General features: G+C 73.8%; 15 protein-coding genes and 1 pseudogene. 6 read left to right on the plus strand and 10 right to left on the minus strand.

What is annotated here, in order from left to right:
* From EEJ42_RS28275 to EEJ42_RS28290, 4 genes and pseudogenes are all read right to left on the minus strand, one after another.
* Window positions 1-368 (minus strand): triphosphoribosyl-dephospho-CoA synthase (locus tag EEJ42_RS28275; protein WP_184503312.1); only part of this gene is annotated, 368 nt, incomplete at its 3' end.
* A gap of 93 nt (window positions 369-461) precedes the next feature.
* Window positions 462-2,168 carry an IlvD/Edd family dehydratase gene (locus tag EEJ42_RS28280; protein ID WP_123104284.1) on the minus strand — a complete coding sequence of 569 codons (1,707 nt, stop codon included), beginning with the start codon at window positions 2,166-2,168 and terminating at the stop codon, window positions 462-464.
* A 61-nt stretch (window positions 2,169-2,229) separates the two neighbouring features.
* Window positions 2,230-2,889 (minus strand): response regulator, encoded by a 660-nt coding sequence (locus EEJ42_RS28285; protein ID WP_123104286.1) that lies wholly within the window; start codon window positions 2,887-2,889, stop codon window positions 2,230-2,232.
* A pseudogene (locus EEJ42_RS28290) lies at window positions 2,877-4,232 on the minus strand (sensor histidine kinase). Before EEJ42_RS28290 ends, EEJ42_RS28285 begins: the two are co-directional and overlap by 13 nt.
* Before the next feature lie 170 nt (window positions 4,233-4,402).
* On the opposite strand from EEJ42_RS28290, the gene EEJ42_RS28295 reads away from it, so the two are divergent.
* Genes EEJ42_RS28295 through EEJ42_RS28305 form a run of 3 tightly spaced genes read left to right on the plus strand, consistent with a single transcriptional unit; the run spans window position 4,403 to window position 7,949 of the window.
* Window positions 4,403-4,645, plus strand: coding sequence for a hypothetical protein (locus tag EEJ42_RS28295; RefSeq protein WP_123104288.1), 243 nt, complete (start codon window positions 4,403-4,405; stop codon window positions 4,643-4,645).
* On the plus strand, window positions 4,642-5,406 hold the full coding sequence (locus EEJ42_RS28300; RefSeq protein ID WP_123104290.1) for an ABC transporter ATP-binding protein: 765 nt from the start codon (window positions 4,642-4,644) through the stop codon (window positions 5,404-5,406). Before EEJ42_RS28295 ends, EEJ42_RS28300 begins: the two co-directional genes overlap by 4 nt.
* Before the next feature lie 2 nt (window positions 5,407-5,408).
* Window positions 5,409-7,949, plus strand: a complete 2,541-nt coding sequence (locus tag EEJ42_RS28305; protein WP_123104292.1) for an FtsX-like permease family protein — start codon at window positions 5,409-5,411, stop codon at window positions 7,947-7,949.
* Window positions 7,950-8,009: 60 nt separating this feature from the next.
* Here EEJ42_RS28305 and EEJ42_RS28310 read toward each other — a convergent pair whose 3' ends face one another.
* A complete protein-coding gene (locus EEJ42_RS28310; RefSeq protein WP_425472969.1) occupies window positions 8,010-8,726 on the minus strand; it encodes a response regulator in 717 nt (238 codons plus the stop codon).
* 35 nt (window positions 8,727-8,761) lie between these two features.
* Window positions 8,762-9,970 (minus strand): sensor histidine kinase, encoded by a 1,209-nt coding sequence (locus EEJ42_RS28315; RefSeq protein ID WP_123104296.1) that lies wholly within the window; start codon window positions 9,968-9,970, stop codon window positions 8,762-8,764.
* A 222-nt stretch (window positions 9,971-10,192) separates the two neighbouring features.
* Here EEJ42_RS28315 and EEJ42_RS28320 point away from each other — a divergent pair, with 222 nt between their 5' ends.
* Together EEJ42_RS28320 and EEJ42_RS28325 are read left to right on the plus strand one after the other, a co-directional pair.
* The gene (locus EEJ42_RS28320) at window positions 10,193-12,694 is read left to right on the plus strand and encodes an ABC transporter permease (protein WP_123104298.1); all 2,502 of its coding nucleotides are present in this window, start codon (window positions 10,193-10,195) and stop codon (window positions 12,692-12,694) included.
* Window positions 12,695-12,769: 75 nt separating this feature from the next.
* Window positions 12,770-14,608, plus strand: a complete 1,839-nt coding sequence (locus tag EEJ42_RS28325; RefSeq protein WP_123104300.1) for a glycoside hydrolase family 15 protein — start codon at window positions 12,770-12,772, stop codon at window positions 14,606-14,608.
* 14 nt (window positions 14,609-14,622) lie between these two features.
* Here the strand turns inward: EEJ42_RS28325 and EEJ42_RS28330 are convergent, their stop codons facing one another.
* Both EEJ42_RS28330 and EEJ42_RS28335 read right to left on the minus strand, forming a co-directional pair.
* Window positions 14,623-15,378, minus strand: a complete 756-nt coding sequence (locus tag EEJ42_RS28330; protein WP_123104302.1) for an NPP1 family protein — start codon at window positions 15,376-15,378, stop codon at window positions 14,623-14,625.
* Between the two features lie 84 nt (window positions 15,379-15,462).
* Complete coding sequence (locus EEJ42_RS28335) at window positions 15,463-18,435, minus strand: ATP-binding SpoIIE family protein phosphatase (RefSeq protein ID WP_246097446.1); 2,973 nt, start codon at window positions 18,433-18,435, stop codon at window positions 15,463-15,465.
* A gap of 221 nt (window positions 18,436-18,656) precedes the next feature.
* Here EEJ42_RS28335 and EEJ42_RS28340 point away from each other — a divergent pair, with 221 nt between their 5' ends.
* Window positions 18,657-19,451: an alpha/beta fold hydrolase gene (locus tag EEJ42_RS28340; protein WP_123104304.1), complete on the plus strand. Its 795-nt coding sequence runs from the start codon at window positions 18,657-18,659 to the stop codon at window positions 19,449-19,451.
* Here EEJ42_RS28340 and EEJ42_RS28345 read toward each other — a convergent pair.
* Together EEJ42_RS28345 and EEJ42_RS28350 are read right to left on the minus strand one after the other, a co-directional pair.
* Window positions 19,426-20,985 (minus strand): AMP-binding protein, encoded by a 1,560-nt coding sequence (locus EEJ42_RS28345; protein WP_246097447.1) that lies wholly within the window; start codon window positions 20,983-20,985, stop codon window positions 19,426-19,428. The two genes, EEJ42_RS28340 and EEJ42_RS28345, sit on opposite strands and share 26 nt — an antisense overlap.
* On the minus strand, window positions 20,982-23,327 hold the full coding sequence (locus EEJ42_RS28350; RefSeq protein ID WP_123104306.1) for a CaiB/BaiF CoA-transferase family protein: 2,346 nt from the start codon (window positions 23,325-23,327) through the stop codon (window positions 20,982-20,984). The genes EEJ42_RS28345 and EEJ42_RS28350 overlap by 4 nt, the downstream gene beginning before the upstream one ends.
* Window positions 23,328-23,346 lie beyond the last annotated feature (19 nt).

The raw sequence follows: 23,346 nt of genomic DNA on the forward strand, positions 1-23,346 counted from the left end.
GGTTCCAGGGCGGCGGCCGCCACCAGCAGCCCCAGCACCCACAGCGCCCCGTGGTGCAGACGGCCGGTGACCGGGCCGCCACCGGCCCGCGCCATGGTCCACTCGGCGCAGCGGCCGATGGCGCCCAGCTCCTCGCGGAGCGCACGCGTCGGCTCGCCGGGGCGCCGGGCGGCGGCGGCCATGGCCGCGAATCCGGGCGCCAGCGACTTGGCCGACCAGCGCAGGGCGAGCAGATCGGTGCCGGTGGCGCGGGCCTGGAGGTCGCGGGTGTCCGCGAGGCCCGGTTTGGGGGTCAGCTCCGCCTGGGAGATCAGGGCTCGTACGGCGGTCTGCGCCAGTGCGTCGTCCGTGGAGCGCGTCGTGGGCATGCCCGGAGGGTAGTCGGCGAACCTTTCCCGGGCCTGGGTCGTTCCTGTGACCCCGCTGTGGGCGTCACGTCTGACGCCGCTGTGTGCGTCACGTCAGTGTGATTCGCGGGCGACGAAGGATCCGCGGGTGCCGCTGAGGAAGTCCAGTCCGGCGCCGCGGTCGGCCTGTTCGACGTGGTCGCGGTAGATCTGCTCCCATCCGCCGGTGGCCGGTGGGGCGGCGGCGGTCACCGGTTGCCGTGCGGCGAGTTCCTCGTCGGGGACGTCCAGCCCCAGCAGCCGCCGCTCGACGTCCAGTTCTATCCAGTCGCCGGTCCGCACCAGCCCCAGCGGGCCGCCCGCCGCCGACTCGGGCGCGATGTGCAGGACGACGGTGCCGAAGGCGGTTCCGCTCATCCGCGCGTCGCTGATCCGCACCATGTCCCGCACCCCGGCCCGGAGCACCGCGGGCGGCAGGGGCATGTTTCCCACCTCGGGCATGCCGGGGTAGCCACGCGGTCCGCAGCCGCGCAGGACCAGCACATCGGACGCGTCGACGTGCAGGTCCGGGTCGTCGATCCGGGTACGGAAGTCCTCGATCCCGTCGAACACCACGGCTCGGCCCCGGTGGCGCAGCAGCTCCGGTGTCGCGGCGGCGGGCTTGATGACGGCTCCGTCGGGACAGAGGTTGCCGCGCAGCACGGCGAGCCCGGCCTGGTGGGCGATCGGCTCGTCGGCGGTACGGATGACGGTGGTGTCGGTGCCGGCCAGGCCGGACAGCTGCTCGGTGAGGGGGCGGCCGGAGACGGTGAGGGCCGGTTCCAGCTGGTCCCTGATCTCCCCGAGGACGGCGTCCAGGCCACCGGCGCGGTGGAAGTCCTCCATGAGGTGGGATCCGGCGGGCTGCACATCGGCGAGCAGGGGGATGCCGCGGCCCGCGCGGTCGATGTCGTCCAGGCCGAAGTCCGCCCCGACCCGGCGGGCGAGGGCCAGCAGATGGACGACCGCGTTGGTGGAGCCGCCGATGGCGGCCACCGCGCGCACCGCGTTCCGCAGCGCCTCCGCGGTCAGGACGGCGCTGGGCCGCAGGTCCTCGCGCACCATGTCGACGATGCGGTTGCCCGCGGCGTGGGACAGCTCCAGCAGCCGGCTGTCGGGGGCCGGGAGCCCCGCGTTGCCGGGCAGGGTCATGCCCAGCGCTTCGGCGGCACAGGCCATGGTGGACGCCGTGCCCATGGTGTTGCAGTGTCCCCGGCTGCGGATCATCGCCGACTCGGCGCGGCGCAACTCGGAGCGGTCCATCCGGCCCGCCCGCACCTCCTCGCTCAGCTCCCACACCCCGGTGCCGCAGCCCAGCGGGCGCCCCTTCCACGCGCCGTTCAGCATGGGGCCGCCGGTGACCATCAGGGTGGGCAGGTCGACCGACGCGGCGCCCAGCAGCAGGGACGGTACGGTCTTGTCGCAGCCGCCGAGCAGGATCACGCCGTCGACGGGGTTGGCCCGGATGAGTTCCTCGGTCACCATCGCGGCGAGGTCGCGGAAGAACATCGCAGTCGGGCGCAGCAGGGTCTCCCCCAGCGACGGCACGGGCAGCTCCAGCGGCACCCCGCCGGACTCCCACACGCCCCGTTTCACATGGTCGGCGATTTCGCGGAAGTGGCTGTTGCAGGGGGTGAGTTCGGACCAGGTGTTGCAGATGACGATCTGCGGTCGTCCGTCGAAGGCGTGGTCCGGGAGGCCGCGCCGCATCCAGGCACGGTGGATGAACGCGTCGCGGGAGTCACCCTCGTACCACTGCCGCGACCGGTGCGTGCCACTCATACGAACCTTCCGATCTCTTCGACGATCCGTGCGGGGGAACGCTGCCCACCCCGGGTGGGTTTCAGGCCCGGCGCTGGGCGTCGTCCAGATAGTGGAGCACGGCGGCCACGCGCCGGTCGGTGCGGTCGGTGGGGGCCAGTCCGAGCTTGGCGAAGATGTTACGGATGTGCTTGTGGACGGCGCCTTCGGTGACCACGAGCCGCTCGGCGACGGCGGTGTTGCCGAGCCCCTCGGCCATCAGCGCCAGGACGTCGCGTTCCCGCGGGCTGAGCCGGTCGAGACGGGTGTCGGGCCGGGTGCGGGCGAAGAGCTGCGCGACGACCTCGGGGTCGATGGCGGTGCCGCCGTCCGCCACCCGGTGCAGCGCGGTCAGGAACTCCTCGACGCGGCCGACCCGTTCCTTGAGGAGGTAGCCGAGCCGGGCGCTGCCGTCGGCGAGCAGGTCGGTGGCGAAGGCCTGCTCGACGTAGGCGGACAGCACGAGGACGGCCAGGTCGGGGCGGCGGCGCCGGGCCTCAACGGCCGCGGCGATCCCCTCGTCGGTGTGGGTCGGGGGCATCCGGACGTCCACGATGGCGATGTCGGGGGCGTAGGTCCCGACGGCGTCCAGGAAGCCGTCGGGGGTGCCGGTGGTGGCCACGACATCGAGGGACTCCGCGCGCAGCAGCAGCGCGAGCCCTTCGCGCAGCAGCGGATCGTCCTCGGCGATCACAATCCGCATGGCAGGTCCACCTCCAGGGTCGTGGGCCCACCGGGTGGGCTGGTCAGGACGAGCGTCCCGTCGTGTGCTTCGGTGCGGCGGCGGATGCCGACGAGCCCGGATCCGCCGTGCTCGTCCGCTCCCCCGCGGCCGTCGTCGGTGATGCGCAGCCGCAGTCGGCCGTCGTGACGGCGGACGGTGACGGTGACGGTGACGTTCCGGGCGTGGCTGTGCCGGGCCACGTTGGTGAGCGCCTCGGCCACCACGAAGTAGGCGGTGGCCTCGACGGACGCGGCACACCGGCCGGGCACGTCGGCGTCGATCCGGCACGGCACCGGGGAACCGGCGGCCAGGCCGGTGAGCGCGTCGGTCAGGCTCCGGTCGGCCAGCACCGGCGGCAGGATGCTGCGGACGACGCCGCGGAGTTCGGCGAGCGCCTGCTCAGCGGCGCTCTGGGCCTGTTCGAGGAGGGCGTCGGCGCGGGACGGGTCGCGGGCCACGGCGCGGCGGGCCGCGCCGAGCAGGACGGTGACGGCGACCATGCGGTTCTGCGTCCCGTCGTGCAGCGACCGCTCGATCCGCCGCAGCTCGGTGGCGTGCGCGTCCAGCGCGGCGGCCCGGGTCGCGGTGAGCTGGGCGACGCGCAGGGCCAGGTCGGTCCCCGGGGCGGCCGCGAGCAGCCGGCGCCCCGGCCACGCCTGGAGCCACGCCATGCCCGGTGCCACGCCCACGATGACGGCGATCCAGCCGAGGCCCAGCAGGCAGACCGCGAAGGCGCCGGGCCAGTCGTGCACGATCCACAGCGGCACGGGGGACGGCGCGGCCTACTCCGGTGGCACCAGCCGCCACCACAGCGGGAACGTGGCGTCCGTGGCCGCGGAGAGCGGCAGCGTCAGACCGGTCAGCGCGAGCAGCAGACCGGCGGTGCCGTGGCAGACCAGCCAGCGCGCCTCCCGCCGGACGACGGGGTCCGCGACGGCGGCCCGAAGCCGCCGCGGGCCCGGCTCCGGGACGAGGACTTCCGGGCCCCACCGGGACAGCCGGGCGCGCTCCCGGTTGGCCACGGCACGCAGCCCGCGCAGGGTGGCGGGCACCAGGAACAGTCCGACGCCGACGAGGCAGGCCACCGCGACGGCGGCCAGCCACACCAGCATCACCACGGCCAGGATCGAGGTGGCGAGCCCGCCCGCGAGCTGGTCGAAGGCGTCCAGGACGGTCCGGCCGCGGGCGAACACGTCCCACGGGCGGACGGGCCCCGGGTCGGCCCGCGTGGCGTCGGCCGCCGTGGCATCGCCCGGGGTGGCGTCGGACCCCGGGGCATCGGCCCGCGTGGCGTCGTCCCGCGTGGCCCTGTGCGTGTCCATCCCCACCTCCTGGGCCGGGACGATAAGGCACCCCGTAAGACGCCGTCACCTCTTCCCGCCCCGGGGTACAGCCTGCTGTACCCCGGGGCTCCCGCTGGCCGGATCGCCGGTGGCGGCGCCCGCTCGTAGCGTCGGTGCGTGCCCAACCCCCGACGTACGAGGAGCTTGACGTGACCGATCCCTACCGCGGTTTCGCGGGCCCGGAGACACCACGGCCGGAGCCCGCGGGTGACGGGACCGGGTTCGTCCGTCCCGTGCTGTGGCTGCTGCTGGTGGTCTTCGCGGTCGCCAACATGGTGACGTCGTCCATCGGGGGCTTGAGCGTGTTCGTCGGCATCGGCTGCGGCGTGGCCACCCTCGCGTGTGCCGTCGCGCTCGTCGTCCACCACCGCAGGCATGGGCGGCGCTCATGAGGCTCATCCGCGCCCAGGACCGCGAGGCCCTGACGTCCCGTCACACACCGGCGGTGGAGCTGGCCGGTGTCACCAAGACGTATCCGGGTGGCGTCCGCGCCCTGGACGAGGTGTCGCTGACCGTGGAGCGCGGCACGTTCGTCGCCGTGATGGGGCCGTCGGGCTCCGGCAAGAGCACCCTGATGCACTGCGCCGCCGGGCTGGACTCGCCCACCGGCGGGCGCGCCTTCATCGACGGTACGGAGATCGGCGGGCTGGACGAGGCCCGCCGCACCGAGCTGCGCAGACGCTCCGTGGGCTTCGTCTTCCAGTCCTACAACCTGGTGCCGTCGCTCACCATCGAGGACAACATCCTGCTGCCGCTGCGGCTCGCCGGTGAGAAACCCGACCAGGCGTGGGTGAGCGGACTCATCGAGCGGGTCGGGATGACGGGGCGGCTCACATACCGCCCGGCCGAACTCTCCGGCGGCCAGCAGCAACGCGCCGCGATCGCCCGGGCGTTGGTGTCCCGGCCCGCGGTGGTGTTCGCCGACGAGCCCACGGGCGCGCTGGATCTGCGGACCGCCCGTGAGGTGCTGGGGCTGCTGCGCGACCTGGTGGACGGCCTCGGCCAGACGGTGGTGATGGTCACCCACGACCCGGCCGCCGCCGCGCGGGCGGACCTCGCGATGGTCATGGCCGACGGGCGGGTCGTCGAGACGCTGAAGGCGCCCACGGCCGCCGAGTTGGCCCAGTGCGTGACCACGCTGGAAACGGAGTGACGATGCTGTACCTCGCGTGGCACATGATGCGCCGCAGGATCGCCGCGCTGCTGGCCGTCACGTGCGCGACGCTGGGGGGCGCGGCGATGGTCACCGGCATCGGCGTGCTGGCCGAGTCGGGGTGGCGCTCGCACGCGCCGGTGATGCGGCTCGCCGTCGCCGACGTCGTCGTGTCCGGCAGCCAGACCTTCCACCCGGCCGGGGACCTGCCGATCGCGCTGCCGGAACGGGCCAGGGTGCCGGGCGATGTCGTCGGCCGGGTGGCGGAACTGCCCGGCGTGGCCGAGGCGGTCGGCGACCGGAGCTTCCCCGCCGCCGTCATCACCCGGGACGGCGAGGCCGTACCGGCGGACGATCCGGGTGTCACCGGACACGGCTGGTCCTCGACCACCCTCCTGCCCCGTCCCCGGGTCGACGGCACGCCCCCGGCCGGTCCGCAGGACGTGGCCCTGGACCGCCGTACCGCCGCGGCCGCGGGCGCACGACCCGGCGACCGCGTCACGGTGGCCGCCGCCGGGCGCTCGGCCCGCTACCGGGTCTCCGCCGTGGTCGACGCCTCGGGAAGCGGTCTGTGGTTCGCCGACGCCACGGCGGCGCGGCTGACCGGCCACGGCCCCCGTCCCGCCTCGGATTCCGTCGACCTGATCGCGGTGCGCGCCGAACCGGGCGCCGCCGACTCGGTCGCCACCGAGGTCCGCCGCGCCCTGCGGGACAGCGGACTGACCGTGTCGACGGGGGCGGCCCGGGGTGACGCCGAGGCACCCGGCACGACCGCCGCCCGCTCCCTGCTGCCCATGCTGGCGGGCTCGCTGGCCGGGGTCACGCTGCTGGTCGTCGGATTCATCGTGGCCGGCGCGCTGTCGGTGTCGATCGCGGCCCAGCGGCGGGAGCTCGCCCTGATGCGCGCCGTCGGCGCGACACCGCGGCAGATCCGCAAGCTCGCCGGGGCCCAGGCCGCCATCATCGCGGTCGGCGCGGCCGTGCCCGGTGCCGCCCTCGGCTATCCGCTGGCCGAACGGTTCCGGCAGTTGCTGGTGTCGAACGGGATGCTCCCGGACGCGCTGCCGCTGACCGTCAGCCTGCTTCCGGCGGTCGCGGCCGTGCTGCTGCTGGTCGCGGTGGTGTGGGTGGCGGCCCGGTGCGCCGCGTGGCGTACGTCGCGCCGACCGGCCACCGAGGCGGTCGCCGAGTCGCGCAGCGAACCCCGCACGCCGTCGAAGGCGCGCGCCCAGGCCGGTCTGGCGCTGATCGTGGCGGGCACCGGGGCGTCGATCACCCCGCTGCTGGCGCGGTCGCAGGCCGGGGCGGCGGCCACCGCCGTGTCCGGTCTCATCGCGGCGATCGGCCTCGCGCTGGCCGGTCCCGCCCTGGTCGGCGGCGTCGGCCGACTGCTGGCGCGGAAGCTTCCGGCGAAGGTCTCGGCGCCGACCTGGCTGGCGGTGGCCAACAGCCATGGCTACGCGCTGCGTTCCGCGGCGGCCATCAGTACCCTCGCGATGGCGGTGGTGTTCACCCTCACCTACACCCTGACCCAGACCACCGTGATGGCAGCCACGTCCGGTGACCTCCGCGACGCCACCCGCGCGCAGCTGGGGTTGACCGCGCCCGGACTCGGGGGCGTGCCCGGCGATGTGCTTCCCGCGCTGCGGGACACCCCCGGCGTGCGGGCGGCGGCCCCGGTCACCTCGACCACCGTGCTGTGGCCGTACCGGATGCTGGGGGAACCCGAGATCGAGAGCAGTTCCGCGCTGGTGCTGACCCCGGAGGCGCGGGGCGTCCTCGACCTGGACGTACGCGACGGCAGCCTGGCGGGGCTGACGGGCGCCACCGTCGCCGTCTCCACCGATGCCGCCGGGTCGCGCGGCGCGCCCGTGGGCGGCGAGGTGGAGCTGGTGCTCGGCGACGGCGCCCGGGTCACCGCCCGGGTGGTGGCCACGTACGCGCGCGGCCTCGGCTTCGGGCCCGTGGTGCTCTCCAGGGACCTGGCCGCCGGACACACCACGGCGGGCCTCGACCAGAGCGTACTGATCCGTACCGACGGCACCGGGGAGGCCCGGCACCGGGTGGCCGCTCTGGCCGCGGACCGGCCGGGCCTGGCCCTGGACGACGACCGTTCCGGGCCCCGGCCCGGGGGCGTGGGCGGCATCGCGCCCGAGCTGTGGATCAACGTCGCGGTGCTCGCCGTGCTGCTCGGCTACCTTCTGCTCGGGATCGCCAACAAGCTGATCGCCACCACCACCCAGCGGCGCACCGAACTCGCCGCGCTCCGGCTGATCGGCGCCACCCCGCGCCAGATCCGGGCGATGATGCGGCGCGAGGCGGCGCTGATCTCCGGGCTGGCGCTCACCACCGGGCTGGCGCTGTCCGTCGTCCCCCTGGTGCTGCTGTCCGCCGGTTTCCTCCACCGCCCGTGGCCCGCGGGTCCGCCGTGGCTCGCGCCGGTCGTCGCGGTCGTGGTGGCGGGCATCGCGTTCCTCACGGTCGAGCTGCCCACCCGTCAGGCGCTGCGCGTCCCGCCCGCGCACGCGCTCGCCCGCGCCTGACGGGGCCCGGCCGGCGCCTGACGGGGCCCGGCCCTCGCCTGACGGGGCCCGGTGGAGCCGTCAGGCCGGGTCGTCCTGGCAGATCCCGTTCTCCCAGGCCCAGGCCGCGATTTCGACGCGATTGCGGGCGGCGAGCTTGCGCTGCACATTGCCGAGGTGGGTCTTGACCGTGGACAGGGTGACGTACAGGTCGGCGGCCACTTCCTCGTTGGTGCGGCCCCGGGCCACCCGGCGTACGACGTCCAGTTCGCGCTGGGTCAGCGGCTCGATCAGCCCGTCCGGGCGCCCGCCCCCTGTCGTACGGTCCGGCCGGGCCTCGGAGGGGGCGGGGCCGCGGCGGTGGGGCGCCATCTGTGCGAGGAGGCGGACGGTCACCGAGGGGGAGATCAGCGAGTTGCCCGCCGCGGCGGCCCGCACCGCCTCGGTGAGCAGCCCCGGGGCGCCGTCCTTGAGGAGGAAGCCGCACGCGCCGTTGCGCAGCGCGCGGTAGACGTATTCGTCGAGGTCGAAGGTAGTGGCGATGAGGACGTTCAGCGGGTCGGGAACGTCGGGTCCGGCGAGCAGCCGGGTGGCCTCCAGGCCGTCCAGCCGGGGCATGCGGATGTCCAGGAGGCAGACGTCGGGGCGCAGCTCGCGGGCCCGATCGACCGCCTCGGTGCCGTCCGCCGCCTGGGCCACGACCCTCATGTCCGGCTGGGAGTCGATGATCATGCGGAACGCGGCGCGGACCATCTCCTGGTCGTCGGCGAGGAGCACCCGGATCGTCATACCCGACATGATCGCAGGCGCCCGGGCCGTCGTCCCGAGAAGCCTTACGAGGCGTCCAACGGCAGGACGGCCAGGACGTGCCAACCGCCGCCGTCCCGCGGCCCGGTGGTGAAACGGCCCCCGGCCCGCTCGATCCGCTCGGTCAGCCCGACCAGGCCGTAGCCGCCTCCGTTCCACCCGGCGCCCGTCCCCGCGCCGCCCGCCTCCGCGCGGGCGGCGGGTGCGGCGCCGCGGCCGTCGTCGGCCACCGACACCTCCAACTGCTCCGGGTCGCCGGGGCACAGCGTGACCCGCACCTCGACCCGCCCGGCTCCCGCGGCGTGTTTGCGGACGTTGGTCAGGGACTCCTGCACCACCCGGTGGACCGCGGTGGTGATCTCGGGCGGCAGCGGGCGGTCGATGAGCCGCGGGTCGAGGGTCAGTTCGGCGGAGGGTCCCGCCGCGGAGAAGTCCCGGGTGAGGGCCCGCAGTCCGGCCAGGCCGCCGGTGGGGCTGGTGGCGGCGGGGGCGGAGGGGTCCCGCAGGCTGGAGACCATGGCGCGCATCGATCCGAGCGCCTGCGATCCGGCCCGCTCGATGTGGGCGAGCATCTGGTCCAGGTCCTCCGGGGACTGGGTGTGACCGGCCGCGGCGGTGAAGCGCGCGGCCTTGGTCTGGGCGACGATCGCGGTGACGTGGTGCGCCACGAAGTCGTGCAACTCCCGTGCGTGTTCGAGGCGTTGGGCCTGGAGGAGGGCCTCGCGCTCCCGGGCCCGCAGCGCGTCGTACAGGCGCAGGCACAGCCCCAGCACCACCATGAACGGCACACAGGCCACGATCATGCCGACCACGCTGCCGAGGTTTTCGCCCCGTTCGGCGATCCGCAGCGGAAGGAGGACGGCTGCGAAGGCCGGGGCTGCGGGGAGCAGCGTGGCCGGCAGCGGGGAACAGCGCCGCACGGCGCGGGTGATGAGCCACAGCAGGACGCTCAGCTCCACCAGCCCCGGGGTGTTCTCGGGACGCCGGGGCAGCCCCGTTTCCACCAGGGTCAGCGCGCAGGAGACGGCCGTCGCGAGCAGGGTGCACCGGATGAAGAGGCGGTGCGGCACGGCGAGGGCGGCCAGGCACAGCGTCCCGGACACCGTCGTCGCCAAGGCCACCAGCGGATAGGGGGCGTTCAGCCCCTCCAGGGCCACGAGGACGACGGACACGGCGCCGACCACGCACAGCTGGATGCGACGGAGGCGGGAGCGGGCCCGGAACTCGGTGATCATGGCCATTCACGGTACGGCCGTGCCGCGCGCGCCACATCAGCCTTTCGGCCGAGGGAGGGCCGCGGCCCGTTTCGGTCATCCAGTGGATCCGCCGGACCGTGCCGCGCCGGAAGCATCGAACCCGCTCGCACCGCTCAACCCATCCGCTCGACCCATCCGCTCGACCCATCCGCTCGACCCATCCGCTCAACCGATCCGCTCGACCGATCCCGAAGGCCGCCGATGCTCCGCACCGCTCTGCGCACCCTCCGCTCCCACCGGCTCCGCTTCGCGATGCCCGCCCTCGCCGTGCTGCTCGGTGTGGCGTTCGTGACCGGCTCGCTGCTCTACGGCGACTCGGTGAAGGCGGCCGTCGCCCGGGCACAGACCACCTCCCAGCCCGATGTGTCGGTGAAGGTCGAACCGGACTCCCCCGACCACGCCTCCCGGCTCGATGGCACCCTGCTGCGACGGCTGCGGCAGCTGCCCTCGGCGGCCACGGCCCGCGGTGTGGTGGAGGGCCCCTCCTTCGTCGCGGGCTCCGACGGTTCCCTGATGGGTGAGCTGTCCCGGGCCGCGGGCGTCAACTACGTTCCCGGCGACCGTGGCGAGGACGTCCGCTATCCGCTCGTCTCGGGCCATGGCCCCCGTACGTCCGGGGAAGTCGCCATGGACCGGCGGACCGTCGAGCGGGCCGGGTACCGGGTGGGCGGCCGGGCGCGCGTCGTGGTGGGCGGTACGGCCCGAAGCGTCCGGCTGGTCGGAGCCTTCACCGCCCACGACAGCCGGTTGGAAGCGGGAGGCACGCTCACCGCCTTCGACGCCGCCACCGCCCAGCGGTACTTCGCCCCCGCCCGGGGCAGCTACTCGGCGATCACCCTGACCGCGGCGGACGGCACGTCGGACGCACAACTCGCGGACGCGGTACGGAAGGTGCTGCCGTCCGGTGTCGAGGCGGCCACCCGGGCGGAGCTGGAGTCCGTGCCCACGGACGCCTCCGGGGACGGCGACAAGCTCACGACGCTGCTGCTGAGCTTCGCCGGTGTCGCCCTGTTCGTCTCCACCTTCCTGGTCGCCAACACCTTCACCATGCTCAGCGCCGCCCGCGCCCGGGAACACGCGCTGCTGCGGGCTGTCGGCGCGAGCCGGGGCCATGTGATGCGCAGGGTGCTGACGGAAGCCGCCCTGGTCGGAACGGCCGCCTCGATCGCCGGATACGCGCTGGGCACCGGCGTCGCGACGCTGCTGGGCGACCTGTTCGGCGTCACCGGAGGACCGGCCGCCCCGCTGCGGCTGCTGTCCGTCACGCCCCTGGTCGCGGCCTTCGCGGTCGGCATCGGCGTCACCGTCCTGTCGGCCTGGCTTCCGGCCCGCCGCGCGGCGGGCGTGCCACCGGTGGCGGCGCTGCGCACGGTCGAGCCGTCCACGGCCGCCTCGCTGCGCCGCCGCACCCTCCTCGGCGTGGCCGTCACGGTGTGCGGTGTGCTGCTGCTGGGTGCCGCCGTCGGCCAGACGGACGTCCTCTTCGGCGCCGTACCCGTCCTGCTCATCGGCCTGATCGTCCTCACTCCGCTGCTCGCCCTGGGCGTCACCGCGCTGCTGCGCCGCCCCCTGACCCGGCTGGCGGGCATCCGCGGCAAGCTCGCCGTGGAGAACGCCCGCCGCAACCCCCGGCGTACGGCGGCCACCGCGACCACCCTCATGGTCGGCCTCGCGATGGTCACCGCGGTCACGGTGGCCGTGGCCTCGGTGAATCGCCTGGAGGAGCAGGAGGTCGACCGCTCCATGACCTCGGACCTGCGCGTCACGGCCGTCGACTTCGCGGAGGTCGGCGATGACACCGCCGCGCGGGTGGCACGGCTCGCGGACGCCGACGCCGTCACCGCCCTCGTGCAGACCTACTTCGACCTGTCCGGCGACGACACCGTCCCGGTCACCGCCGTCAACCCCGCCACGGTGGAACGGCTGGCGCCGATCACCGTCCGGGAGGGTTCGCTGGACCGCCTCGACCACGGCATCGCCGTCACCGAGGAGCTGGCCGCCGACCGCGGCTGGCGGCTCGGCTCCCGCGTCAGCGGCGCCTTCACCGGCACGGATGAGCGGACCAGCCTGCCCGTCGTCGCGGTCTACGACGGGCCGGAGAACCTGACGCCCACCCTCGTGTCCTACCGGTCCCTGCCGCGCCCGGCCGGTGGCGAGCGCCGGTTCTCCGTCGAATCGGTCCTGGTCAAGGCCGCTCCCGGCCGTACGGCGGCGCTCCAGCGGGAGATCCGGCGCACCCTGGACAACCCCGCGCTGCTGGTCCAGGACCGCGCCGACGCGCGGGTGGCGGCCACCGCGCGGACCGGCCCGTTCCTGAACATCATGTACGCCATGCTGAGCGTCACGGTGCTGATCGGCGCCCTCGGAGTGGTGAACACCATGGGCATGGCCGTCTTCGAACGGGTCCGGGAGATCGGCATGCTCCGCGCCATCGGGCTGGACCGCCGGGGCGTGGCCTCCGTCCTGCGCATCGAAGCGGTGACCATCTCCCTCTTCGGCTCCGCGCTCGGTGTCGCCGTCGGCTGCGTCATCGGCGCGGTGGCCGTCCGCGGCCAGGAGAGTGTCCCCCTGGTCATCCCGTGGGACAGGACGGCCCTCTTCTTCGTCGCGGCCGCCGTGATCGGTGTGCTCGCCTCGCTGTGGCCGGGGCGCCAGGCCGCGCGCGTACCGATGCTGAAGGCCATCGGCACGGACGCCGCGTAGCGCCCGCGCGGGGCGGTGGCTCACGGAAGTATCCTGAAACCGAGGTGCCGCGACCGGTGAGCGCGGGAGGTTGCGATGACCGTCGCCGAGAGCCTCCGCCCCTGCAAGGCGGACACGCCCCGGTATCTGCCCATCGCGGAGCACGGCCTGATCGGCGATCTGCGGACGGCCGCGCTCGTGGGCACGAACGGCACGATCGACTGGTACTGCCCCACCCGCTTCGACGCGCCCAGCGTCTTCGCGTCGATCCTGGACGCCGACCGCGGCGGTGCGTTCGAGCTGGCCCCGGACGCGCCCGCACGGATGAAGCAGTTCTACTTCCCCGACACCAACATCCTCATCACCCGCTTCTTCGCGGACGACGGTGTCGCCGAGGTCCAGGACTTCATGCCGGTCGAGGACGACTCCCGCGAGGCCGACCGGCACCGGCTGATCCGCCGGGTGCTGTGCGTCCGCGGTTCACTGCCGTTCACCGCGCGGGTGGCGCCGCGCTTCGACTACGGGCGGCAGACGCACACGGTGAGCGTCCGGCAGGGCGGCCTCACGGTGTTCGACTCCCCGGATCTGTCCCTCGCGCTGACGTCCAGCGTCACGGTGGAGACCGACGGCCGCGACGCGGTGTCCTCGTTCAAGCTGATCGAGGGCGAGGCGGCGGTCTTCGCGCTCGACCGGATCGGCGGCGAGGTGCGGCCGCGGCCGTGTCCGCTGGCCGAGGCGGAGGAGCTGTTCAACGCCACGGTGCGGTACTGGCGCCGCTGGCTCTCGCAGTCCCGCTACCGCGGGCGGTGGCGGGAGATGGTGCACCGCTCGGCGCTCACCCTCAAGCTGCTCACCTACGCGCCGACCGGCGCCATCGTGGCGGCTCCGACGGCCAGTCTGCCGGAGCAGATCGGCGGGGAACGCAACTGGGACTACCGGTACGTCTGGATCCGTGACGCCGCGTTCTGCATCTACGCGCTGCTGCGGCTCGGATTCACCGACGAGGCCGAGGCGTTCGTGCGCTTCCTGTCCGAGGACATCCGGCTGCGGGACGGCCCCGGCGGGCCGCTCCAGATCATGTACGGCATCGACGGCCGCAGCGAACTCACCGAGCAGGAACTGTCCCATCTGGAGGGCCACCTGGGCTCGGCCCCGGTCCGGTCCGGCAACGGGGCCGTCGACCAGCTCCAACTGGACATCTACGGTGCGCTGGTGGACTCCCTCTATCTGTACGACAAGTGGGGAAAGCCACTGGCCAGCGACCACTGGGACACCGTCTGCGAACTCGTCGACTGGGTCTGTGAGCACTGGGACCAGCCGGACATGAGCGTCTGGGAGACCCGTGCAGGACCCCAGTGCTTCCTGTACTCACGGCTGATGTGCTGGGTCGCGATCGAGCGGGCGATGCGCATCGCCACCCACCGCGGGCTGCCCGCGAACATGCCCCGCTGGTCGCGGACCCGCGACCAGATCTACCGCCGGATCATGCGCCGCGGCTGGTCCCCGAAGCGGCACGCGTTCGTGCAGCACGAGGGCGACGATGTGCTCGACGCCTCCGTGCTGATGATGCCGCTGGCCAAGTTCATCTCCCCCGCCGACCCCAAGTGGCTGTCCACCCTGGACGCGCTGGGCGAGGAGCTGGTGTCCGACTCGCTGGTCTACCGCTACGACCCCCAGGCCAGCCCGGACGGGCTGCGCGGCGAAGAGGGCACCTTCTCGATCTGCTCGTTCTGGTACGTCGAGGCGCTGTCCCGGGCCGGACGGCTGGACGAGGCGCGGCTCGCGTTCGAGAAGATGCTGACGTACGCCAACCACTGCGGGCTGTACGCGGAGGAGATCGGCCGCACCGGTGAGCAGATCGGCAACTTCCCGCAGGCGTTCACCCATCTCGCGCTCATCAGCGCCGCGTTCAACCTCGACCGTGCCCTGGGCTGACCTGGGGTGGTCGGTCATGCGTTGGGGTCGAAGGGGATGCCGGACGGCTTGGCCTTCTGGAGGTGGGCGGCGAAGTTGCCGTCCTTGAGGCCGAAGGTGGCGCTGCCGAAATTGGCCTGGCTCAGCTTGTCGCGCAGGCCGGCGGGGTAGCCGTTCCAGCCGACCAGGGTGGGGAACTGCCAGGTGCCGTAGTGGTTCTCGGGCGGTTCGTCATTGGTGTTCGCGGGGCGGAACGCGTGGGTGCTCAGCCCGTCCTTGTGGTAGACGATCTTCGGGTGGTTTCCGTCCCAGCGGATCTGGTCGCGGCCGTACGTGGTGAACCCGCCGTGGGCGGAGGTGGAGACGTACTGGGCCTGGTTGTTCTGCACCCACACCACGACGTGCTCCCAGTCGTGGCGGTGTCCGCCGACCGACGCCTGGTCCTTCTCGAAGTAGAGGCCGTACATGACCGCGCACCAGCCGTTGTTGCAGGTGGAGCGCGCGTATCCGTTGGTGTTGTCGAGGTCCGGGGCGTCGCGGCACTGCCCGTTGGGCGCGCCAGAGGGGTTGAGGCCACCGTTCAGCGTGCCGTCGGGGCCGATGGCGGGGGTGGGGTAGCATCCGTCGGTGTCGTAGTCGTAAGCGGGCTGGAACGTCTGCTCCAGCGCCTCCGCGTTGCCGGGCAGGGCCTTCGGCGGGTCCGCGAGAGCGCTTCCGGGTAAGGCGACGACCAGGGCGATGGCGCTGCCGAAGACGAACGAGACCTTGCGGATGCGCGAGCTTCTCTGCACTGCGTCCTCCTGGTTGACCTCGTGACGCACAGGCGGGAATGTCAACCAGGAGACTACGTCAACTGCCCTACACAGAGGGCGTGTTCAGGATCGCTGGGGCGGTATGGGCTGCTCCGTCCAGATGCACTTGCCGTCGGCGGTGTAGCGCGTTCCCCAGCGCTGGGAGATCGCGGCGACCAGTTGCAGCCCGCGTCCGCCCTCGTCCATTTCGGCGGCCCGGCGGATCCGGGGTGTCGTGGCGCTGCCGTCGGAGACCTCGCAGATGAGGGTCCGGCCGCGGAGCAGGCGCAGATGGACGGGGCCCCTCGCATGCCGGACGACGTTGCCGACCAGCTCACTGGCGAGGAGTTCGGTGGTCATGACCAGGTCGTCCAGATGCCACTCCTCCAGTTGGCCGCGGACGTGGTCGCGCGCGAGGGAGGCCGCCACCGGCTCGTCGGGGAGCCGCCAGACGGCGATGTTCCCGGGGGCGGTGCGGTGCAGCCGGGCGACGAGCACGGCGGTGTCGTCCGCGGTCAGCTGCTGGGCGGGCACCATGGCGTCGAGGAGGGTGTCGCAGAGGTGGTCGAGCCGCTTGCGGTCCTCGCGGTGGTCCTCGTCCGGGCCGCAGGCCGGGGGCGGTTGACCGGGGCCTGCGAGGCTCCGTCCGAGGTCGGTGGTGAGGACCCGGGAGCACTCGGCGATGCCCACGTCGATGTCGCGGGTGGCGGACTCGACCAGGCCGTCGGTGTACAGCACCAGCAGCCCGTGGCCGGGCAGCCGCAGTTCGGCCGTGCTGAACGGGGGTTCGGCGGCACCCAGGGGCGGATCGGGCTCGATGTCCAGGCACTCCACGGTTCCGTCGGGTCTCACCAGGAGCGGCGGGGGGTGGCCGGCGCGCGCCATGGAGCAGGCCCCGGAGACCGGGTCGTAGACGGCGTACAGGCAGGTGGCGAAGGAGTCGTCGCCGAGGTCGCTGACGATGTCGTTGAGGTGGGCGAGAACCTCCTCGGGTGGCAGCTCCAGATGGGCCAGCGTGTGCACGGCGGTGCGCAGGCGTCCCATGGTGGCGGCCTCGGCCAGCCCGTGGCCCATCACATCGCCGATGACGAGCGCCACCCGCTCCGCGGACAGCGGGATGATGTCGTACCAGTCGCCGCCGACCTCCGTGCCGGTGCTGGCGGGCAGGTACCGCACGGCCGCGGTGACGGCGGACGGCGTGGGCAGGTCCTGGGGCAGCAGTCCGCGCTGGAGCGCCTGGGCGCGGGCGTGCTCGGCGTCGTAGAGCCGGGCCCGGGCCAGGGCGTGGGCGACCATGCCGCTGAGGGCGGTCAGCAGGGTGCGGTCGTCGGCGGTGAAGTGGCGGGGCTCGGCGAAGGAGATGACGCACACGCCGTTGGGGTGGCCGGAGGCGATCAGGGGCAGGATGGCCCAGGCGTTCTTCTCCGTGAGGGCCGGGTAGTCGGCGAGGGCGGGAGCCAGCTCGACGTACTCGGTGGCCGAGGCGATGAAGCGGGGGTGGCGCGAGGCGATCACGTCGTGGAGCAGCGGGTGGCCGTCGGCCGCGGCGATCCCGTCGATCTTCCGCAGGAACGCCTGTGGGTATCCGACGGCCCCGACCACGTGCAGCCGCTCGCCCTCCAGCACCTGGACCAGCAGGCCCGAGGCTCCGAACGGGGCCAGCATGTGGGCGGCGGCCACGTCGACGACGTCATGGGTGGTGACCGCCTCGGCGAGCGCGCTCGTCAGCTCGCGGATCCGCACCGCCTGCTCGGCCGCGGACCGGTCGGCCGCCTCACGCCGTGCCGCCCGGTTGCGGGTGTCGGTGACATCGGTGAGGTAGGCGGTCAGCCCGTCGGGCACCGGGACCAGTCGTATGTGGTACCAGCGGCCGTCGGTGGGCCACTGGATGTCGAACCCGGTCGGTGTGCCGTCGAGCGCCGCGCGCCGGCAGCGGGCCTCCAGCTCGGGGACCAGGCCCGCGGGACCGTCCCAGAGCGGCCCGCCCAGCACGTCCACGGACGGCCCGACGAGGCGCTCGGCCTCGACGTTGAGGAAGGTGATCCGCCACTCCCGGTTCACCGCCCAGAACGCGTCGCTCATGAAGCGCAGCGCCTGTCCCACGGACTCCCGCGCGATGCGGCTCTCGGTGGTGTCCCACACCCGGCCGATCATGCGGACGGGTTCGCCGTGCCCGTCCACCGCCAGGTGGGCGCGGCTCTGGACCCAGCCGGTGGTGCCGTCCGGGCGGCACACCCGGTACTCGGCCTCGTACACACCGTGCCCGTGCAGCGCCTCCTGCGTGGCGGCCATGACCCGCGGCACGTCCTCGGGGTGGATCAGGGCGACCCAGCTCTCGATGCGGCGTTCGTAGTCCTCCGGGATGCCCAGCAGCCTGAGCCCGGCCGCGTCCCAGACCATCTCGCCGGTACGGATGTCCCACTCCCAGGAACCGACCTCGGCCGCCACCAGGGCCTGGCGGAGCCCGGAGACGGCCGGCTGCTCCTGCCACCACGCATGGCCCCGGCCCGCCGCGGGCGAGGGACCGGACAGCCGCCCGGAGGCCCAGCGGGCCATCTCCAGCAGGAAGCCGCGCTGCTCCGTGGTGGGCGCGCCGGGCCCGGTGAACACGGACAGCGCGCCGACGGGGACGTCCTCGGCGAAGAGGGGGACGGCGGCCACCATGGTCGCCTCGGGCAGCCTCCCGTGCGTGTGCGTACGGCCACGTTCCGCGTCCGGGTGGCGCGCCTCCGGAACGCGCCCGTCGGCGGCGGGCATCCAGACGAACGCGCCGTCCTGTACGGCCCGGGCGGGGGCGAGCGCCGGATCGTCCTCCCGGATCTCCTCCCACTCCGGGAGGGCGGACCGGGGCAGCCCTCCGGCGAGCACCAGGCGGAGTTCATGGCTGCCCGCGGGTCCGCATGACCAGTGCACCGCTCCGGCGATGCCGCTCAGCTCGGACACCGCCTGTGTCAGCGCGTACTCCATCACCTCGCGGTCCGTGAGCTGGACGCCGACCGCCGAGAGCAAGGGAAGCCGCTCGTCGCACCAGGTACGTACGCGACCAGCCGGATCCATTGACATATCGGCATATACCCTAAGGTGTGCCCGCGGCGTAATCGAGAGCCATGAGGCGCTCTGTCGAATTTTTAGCGTGCGGTCGGCCATGCCGAACGTCCCGGCCATCGGTTCACAGAGCGGACCGGCCGCCTGGTGTCGCGCGTGGTCGGCCGCCACAGTGTTCGCCATCGGCGCGCGCCTCCCGCTCCCTTCCGTCCGATGGAACAGGCAGGTCACACATGACGGACTCCTTGCTGCGCGGCTATGTACCCAGCCCCTTCGGGCAGCTGCACTACGTCGAATCGGGCACGGGCGAGCCGGTGCTGATGCTCCATCAGACACCGCGTTCCTGGACCGAGTACCTGGGCGTGCTGCCGCTGGTCGGAGCCGTGCACCGGGGAATCGCCATGGACACCCTGGGGTTCGGCGCCTCCGCGAAACCCGAGGAGCCCCATACGATCGAGCGCTTCGCCGACGCGGCCGGGGCCCTCATCGAGGCGCTGGGCCTGGAGCGTTTCCACCTGGTGGGGCACCACACGGGCGGTGTCATCGCGGTGGAGCTGGCCGCGCGCTACCAGGACCGCGTGTCCAGCCTGCTGCTCTCCGCCACGCCCTTCGTGGACGACGAGAAGCGGCGCACCGCCGACCGGCGCAAGCCGGTCGACCACGTCGACCCCCGGCCCGACGGTTCCCATCTGCTGGAGCTGTGGAACCGGCGGCGCGGCTTCTACCGGGAAGGCGAGGAGGCCGCGCTGCACCGCTATGTGATCGACGCGGTGACGGTGCTGGACCGGGTGGAGGAGGGCCATGTGGCGGTCCGCCGCTATGCGATGGAGTCGCGGCTGCCGCACATCACCGCGCGGACGCTCGCGGTGTGCGCGGACGGGGACCACTACTCGCTGCCCGGCCTGGAGAAGTTCGCCGCGGCGCTCGGCTGTGACACCCGGGTCGTTCCCGGCGGACACGTGCCCGCGCCGGAGCAGCTGCCCGAGGAGTACGCCAAGGTCATCACGGAGTGGGTGACGGGCGGCTGACCCCGGACCGGGCCGCCGCCCCGCACCCGGCGGTCCGGTCCCAGGTGTGCCCGGTGACCCCGCGCTCGCGGAGCACGGCCTTGCGGATCTTGCCGGTCGCGGTGAGCGGCAGTTCGGGGACGATGTCGACGTACCGGGGCACGGCGAACGGCGGAAGCTCGTCCGCGCAGTGGCGCACCAGGTCCGGCGGGTCCAGCACCAGGCCCGGCCGGACCGTCACCGCCACCATGACCTCGTCCTCGGCCAGCTCCGATGCCACCGGGAAGGCCGCGGCCCCGGCCACCGCGGGATGGGAGCGGACCGCCGACTCCACCTCCGCCGAGGAGATGTTCTCGCCGCGGCGCCGGATGACGTCCTTGATCCGGTCGACGAAGCGGAACCACCCGTCGGGTTCCCGGACCACCCGGTCGCCGGTGCGGCGCCAGGAGCCGGGCGGCGGGGGCCCGTCGTCCCCCAGGTAGCCGGTGGAGAAGGCGAACGGCCGGTGGCTGCGGACGACGAGTTCACCCGGTGTGCCGTCCGCGACGGGGGCGAGGCGTTCGTCCACCACGCGCGCGGAGAAGCCGTCGCGCACGGTGCCGATGTAGCCGGGCCGGTGGTGGGCGGGGGTCGACCCGATGACGAGATTGGTCTCCGTGGAGCCGAACCCGTCCACCAGGGTGACGCCGAAACGGTTCAGGAACGGCTGGTACGCCGGGCCCGGGGTGGCCGGGGACAGGCCGCGCCAGGCCCGGTGCGCGCGGTCGTCGGGGCCGGGCGGGCGTGCCAGCAGCATGGGCACCATGGCGCCGAGGAGATACACGGCGGTGGCACCGGCCTCGGCCACCTCGCCCCAGTACGCACCGGCGGAGAACCGCCGCCCGAGGGTGCACGCGGCGCCCACGGTCATCGCGTGCGCGAGGGTGTTGAGGGCGTTGGTGTGGAACAGCGGCAGACAGGTGTGGAGCATGTCGTCCGAGGTGAGGCGCAGCGAGTCCGCGACGTTACGGCCCCACCAGACGGACTGGGCGTGGGGGCAGCGCACACCGCGCGCGGCCCCCGTGGTGCCCGAGGTGAACAGGATGGCGGCGGTGTCCGCGGGTCCCACCGGCGCGGGCGGGAGCGCCCCCGTCGCGCCCGGGGCGGGGGCGCCGTCGCCGCCGATGGTCCACACCGGGCCCCGGTAACCGGCCGCCGTGACGCGACCGGTGAACTCCTCCTCGGCGAACAGGAAGGACGGCTCGGCCTGGCGCAGGACGTTCCGCAGGCCCTCGCCGCGCAGGCCGGTGTTGAGCGGCACCAGCACCGCGCCGAGCCAGGCGCAGCCGAGGATGAGATCGATGAACTCGACCCGGTTGCCGGACATGACGGCGATCCGGTCGCCCCGGCGGCAGCCGCGCGCGGCGAGCGCTCCCGCCATCGTGGCCGCCGCCTCGCGGGACTGCCGGTAGCTGCGCGTCACCCCGTCCACGCGCAGGAACACCCGGTCGCCGTGGGTCTCGGCGGCGGCGTCGAGGAGGGCGGGAAGCGTCATCGCCGCGCCCGGTGTGGTCACCGCAGGACCCCCGCGTCGCGCAGCCGCCGGATGCGTTCGGGTGTCAGTCCGGCCACCTCGCGGAGCACCGTGTCGGTGTCGGCGCCCAGCACGGGCGCGGGGCTGCGGAGGGAGCCGGGGGTGCGGGTGAGGCGGATCGGCAGGCCCTCGTGGAGGAAGCCGCCCGCGACCGGGTGTTCGGCGTGGACGTAGAAGCCACGGGCCCGCAACTGCGGGTCGTGCTCCACGAGTTCCCGGCCGTCCTGCACGGCTCCGGCCGGTACGCCCCGTTCCTGGAGCAGTTCGGCCGCGGCGTCGGCCGGCATGCCGCGCGCCCATCCGCCGAGCGCGGCGTCCACCAGGTCGGCGGCGCGGCGGCGGCCCTCGGCGGTGCGGGTGCGTTCGTCGGTGGCCAGCTCCGGCCGCCCGATCACCTCGCACACGGCCGCCCACTCGGCGTCGCTCCGGACGCTGACGGCCAGCCACCGGTCGGCGCCCAGACACCGGTAGACACCCTGCGGGCTCCACCGCGGATGGGCGTTGCCCATCGGCCGGACCACGTCCGCCCCCGGGCGCGACGCGGCGAGGAGGCTGGTCCCCATGTGCGCCGCGATCGCCTCCAGCTGGGACAGGTCGATGTGCTGTCCGCGCCCGGTCTCGTCGCGGTGTTCCAGCGCGGCCACGGTGGCGAGCGCGGCCTGGAGGCCCGCGACGATGTCGCCGTGGCCGTAGATCACACCGACCACGTCGTCCGGTCCCCAGCCGGTGAGGCCGGTCAGCCCGCTGCTCGCGGACACGGTGTCCGCGTACGACACCCAGCCGTTGCGCGGCCCGGTGTGGCCCATCCCGGACATGCTCACGTACACGATGCCCGGGTTGATCTCGCGCAGCGCCTCGTAGCCGAGGCCCAGCTTCTTCATGACGGTGGAGCTGAAGTTCTCGACCAGGACATCGCAGGACGCGATGAGTTCGCGGAGTACCGCGATGCCGTCCTCGGTCCGGGTGTCGAGGGCGATGCTCTGCTTGTTGCGGTTGACCTCGTTGAAGTAGCCGTTGGTGTTCGGGTCGGTGTGGTCGCCCCGCGAGAGGTGCATGAAGGGGGCGAACCGGGTGGGGTCGGGGCGGCCCGCGGACTCCACCTTGATGACCTCGGCGCCGTGGTCGGCCAGCACCTTGGTGCAGTACGGACCGGCCAGCACCCACGTCAGGTCCAGGACCCGGACGCCGTCCAGCGCGGGGCGCACCGGCTCCTCGGCGGCGGCCACCGGGCGGGCCGGGCGGCGCTCGTCGAGCAGGCCCTGATCGGCGCCGGGGGCGGGCACGTCGAGTTTCCCGGGCCGGTAACCCTCGGGGAACGCGAAGGGGAAGCCGAGATCGGTCCGCTCCCCCTGCGGTGTCCGCAGCCGGGTGAAGAAGTCGCGCGCGGCGAGCTGCGGATTGTCCGGCAGCTCGTGCGGCAGGTCGACGGCCGCCCAGGGCAGCTTCCTGGCCTGGGCCTGCTCCGCGAACTCGGCCTTGGGCCGGCGGCTCAGGAAGTCCTGGACCACCGAGAACACATGCTCCTGGTGCTTCTTGCGCTCCACCGGGTCCTGCCACCGCGGCTCGGCGAGATCGGCCTCCGCGCCCTCCTCGCGCAGCCACTCCAGCAGCGCGTCCCACATGCGCGGGCTGCCCCCGAGCCCGCCGCCGAGATAGCCGTCGGCGGCCCGGAACAGCCCGTGCGGCACCAGCGGATGCACCCGTCCCGGGCGGCCCGGAACCCGGTCCTCGTGGAGGTAGGCCAGGGTGCCCGCCTCCAGGGCGGCCGCGACACACGCCTGCGCCGAGACGTCGACGAGCTGGCCCGGGCCGTGCCGCCGGGCCCGCAGCCCGAGCAGGGCGGCGATGGCCGCGCCCACGCCCGCGAGGTGTTCCGCCTGCCCCTCGGGCATGCGCAGCGGCGGTCCGTCCGGGTCGCCCACCTGCGCGAGCATCCCGCCCAGCGCCGCCACCACGAGGTCGCTGCCGTGCCAGCCGCTGCGCGGCCCGGTCAGGCCGAAGGGGGTGACGCGTACGTGCACCAGGTGGCCGAGGCCGTCGGCGCTCGCCTCCGCGCCGCCGGGGGTTCCGTCGAGCAGGATGTCGGCGCCCTCCAGCAGGCGGCGCAGCCCCGCCGCGCCCTCGGGCGCGGCCACATCGAGGGTCACGACACGCTTCCCGGCGTGCCAGTGGGCGAACGCGTCGCCGCCCTCCTCACGCCGGGTGGCGTCGCCTTCGGGTGGTTCGACCAGCACCACCTCGTAGCCCAGTCCGACCAGCAGCCGGCCCGCGAACCGGGCGAACGGGCTGGTGAGTTCGACGACCCGCAGGGCAGGCTCGGTCACGTTTCCTCCGCGCTGTGTC

Source organism: Streptomyces botrytidirepellens (assembly GCF_003721215.1).
In the GTDB taxonomy this organism is placed as follows: domain Bacteria; phylum Actinomycetota; class Actinomycetes; order Streptomycetales; family Streptomycetaceae; genus Streptomyces; species Streptomyces himastatinicus.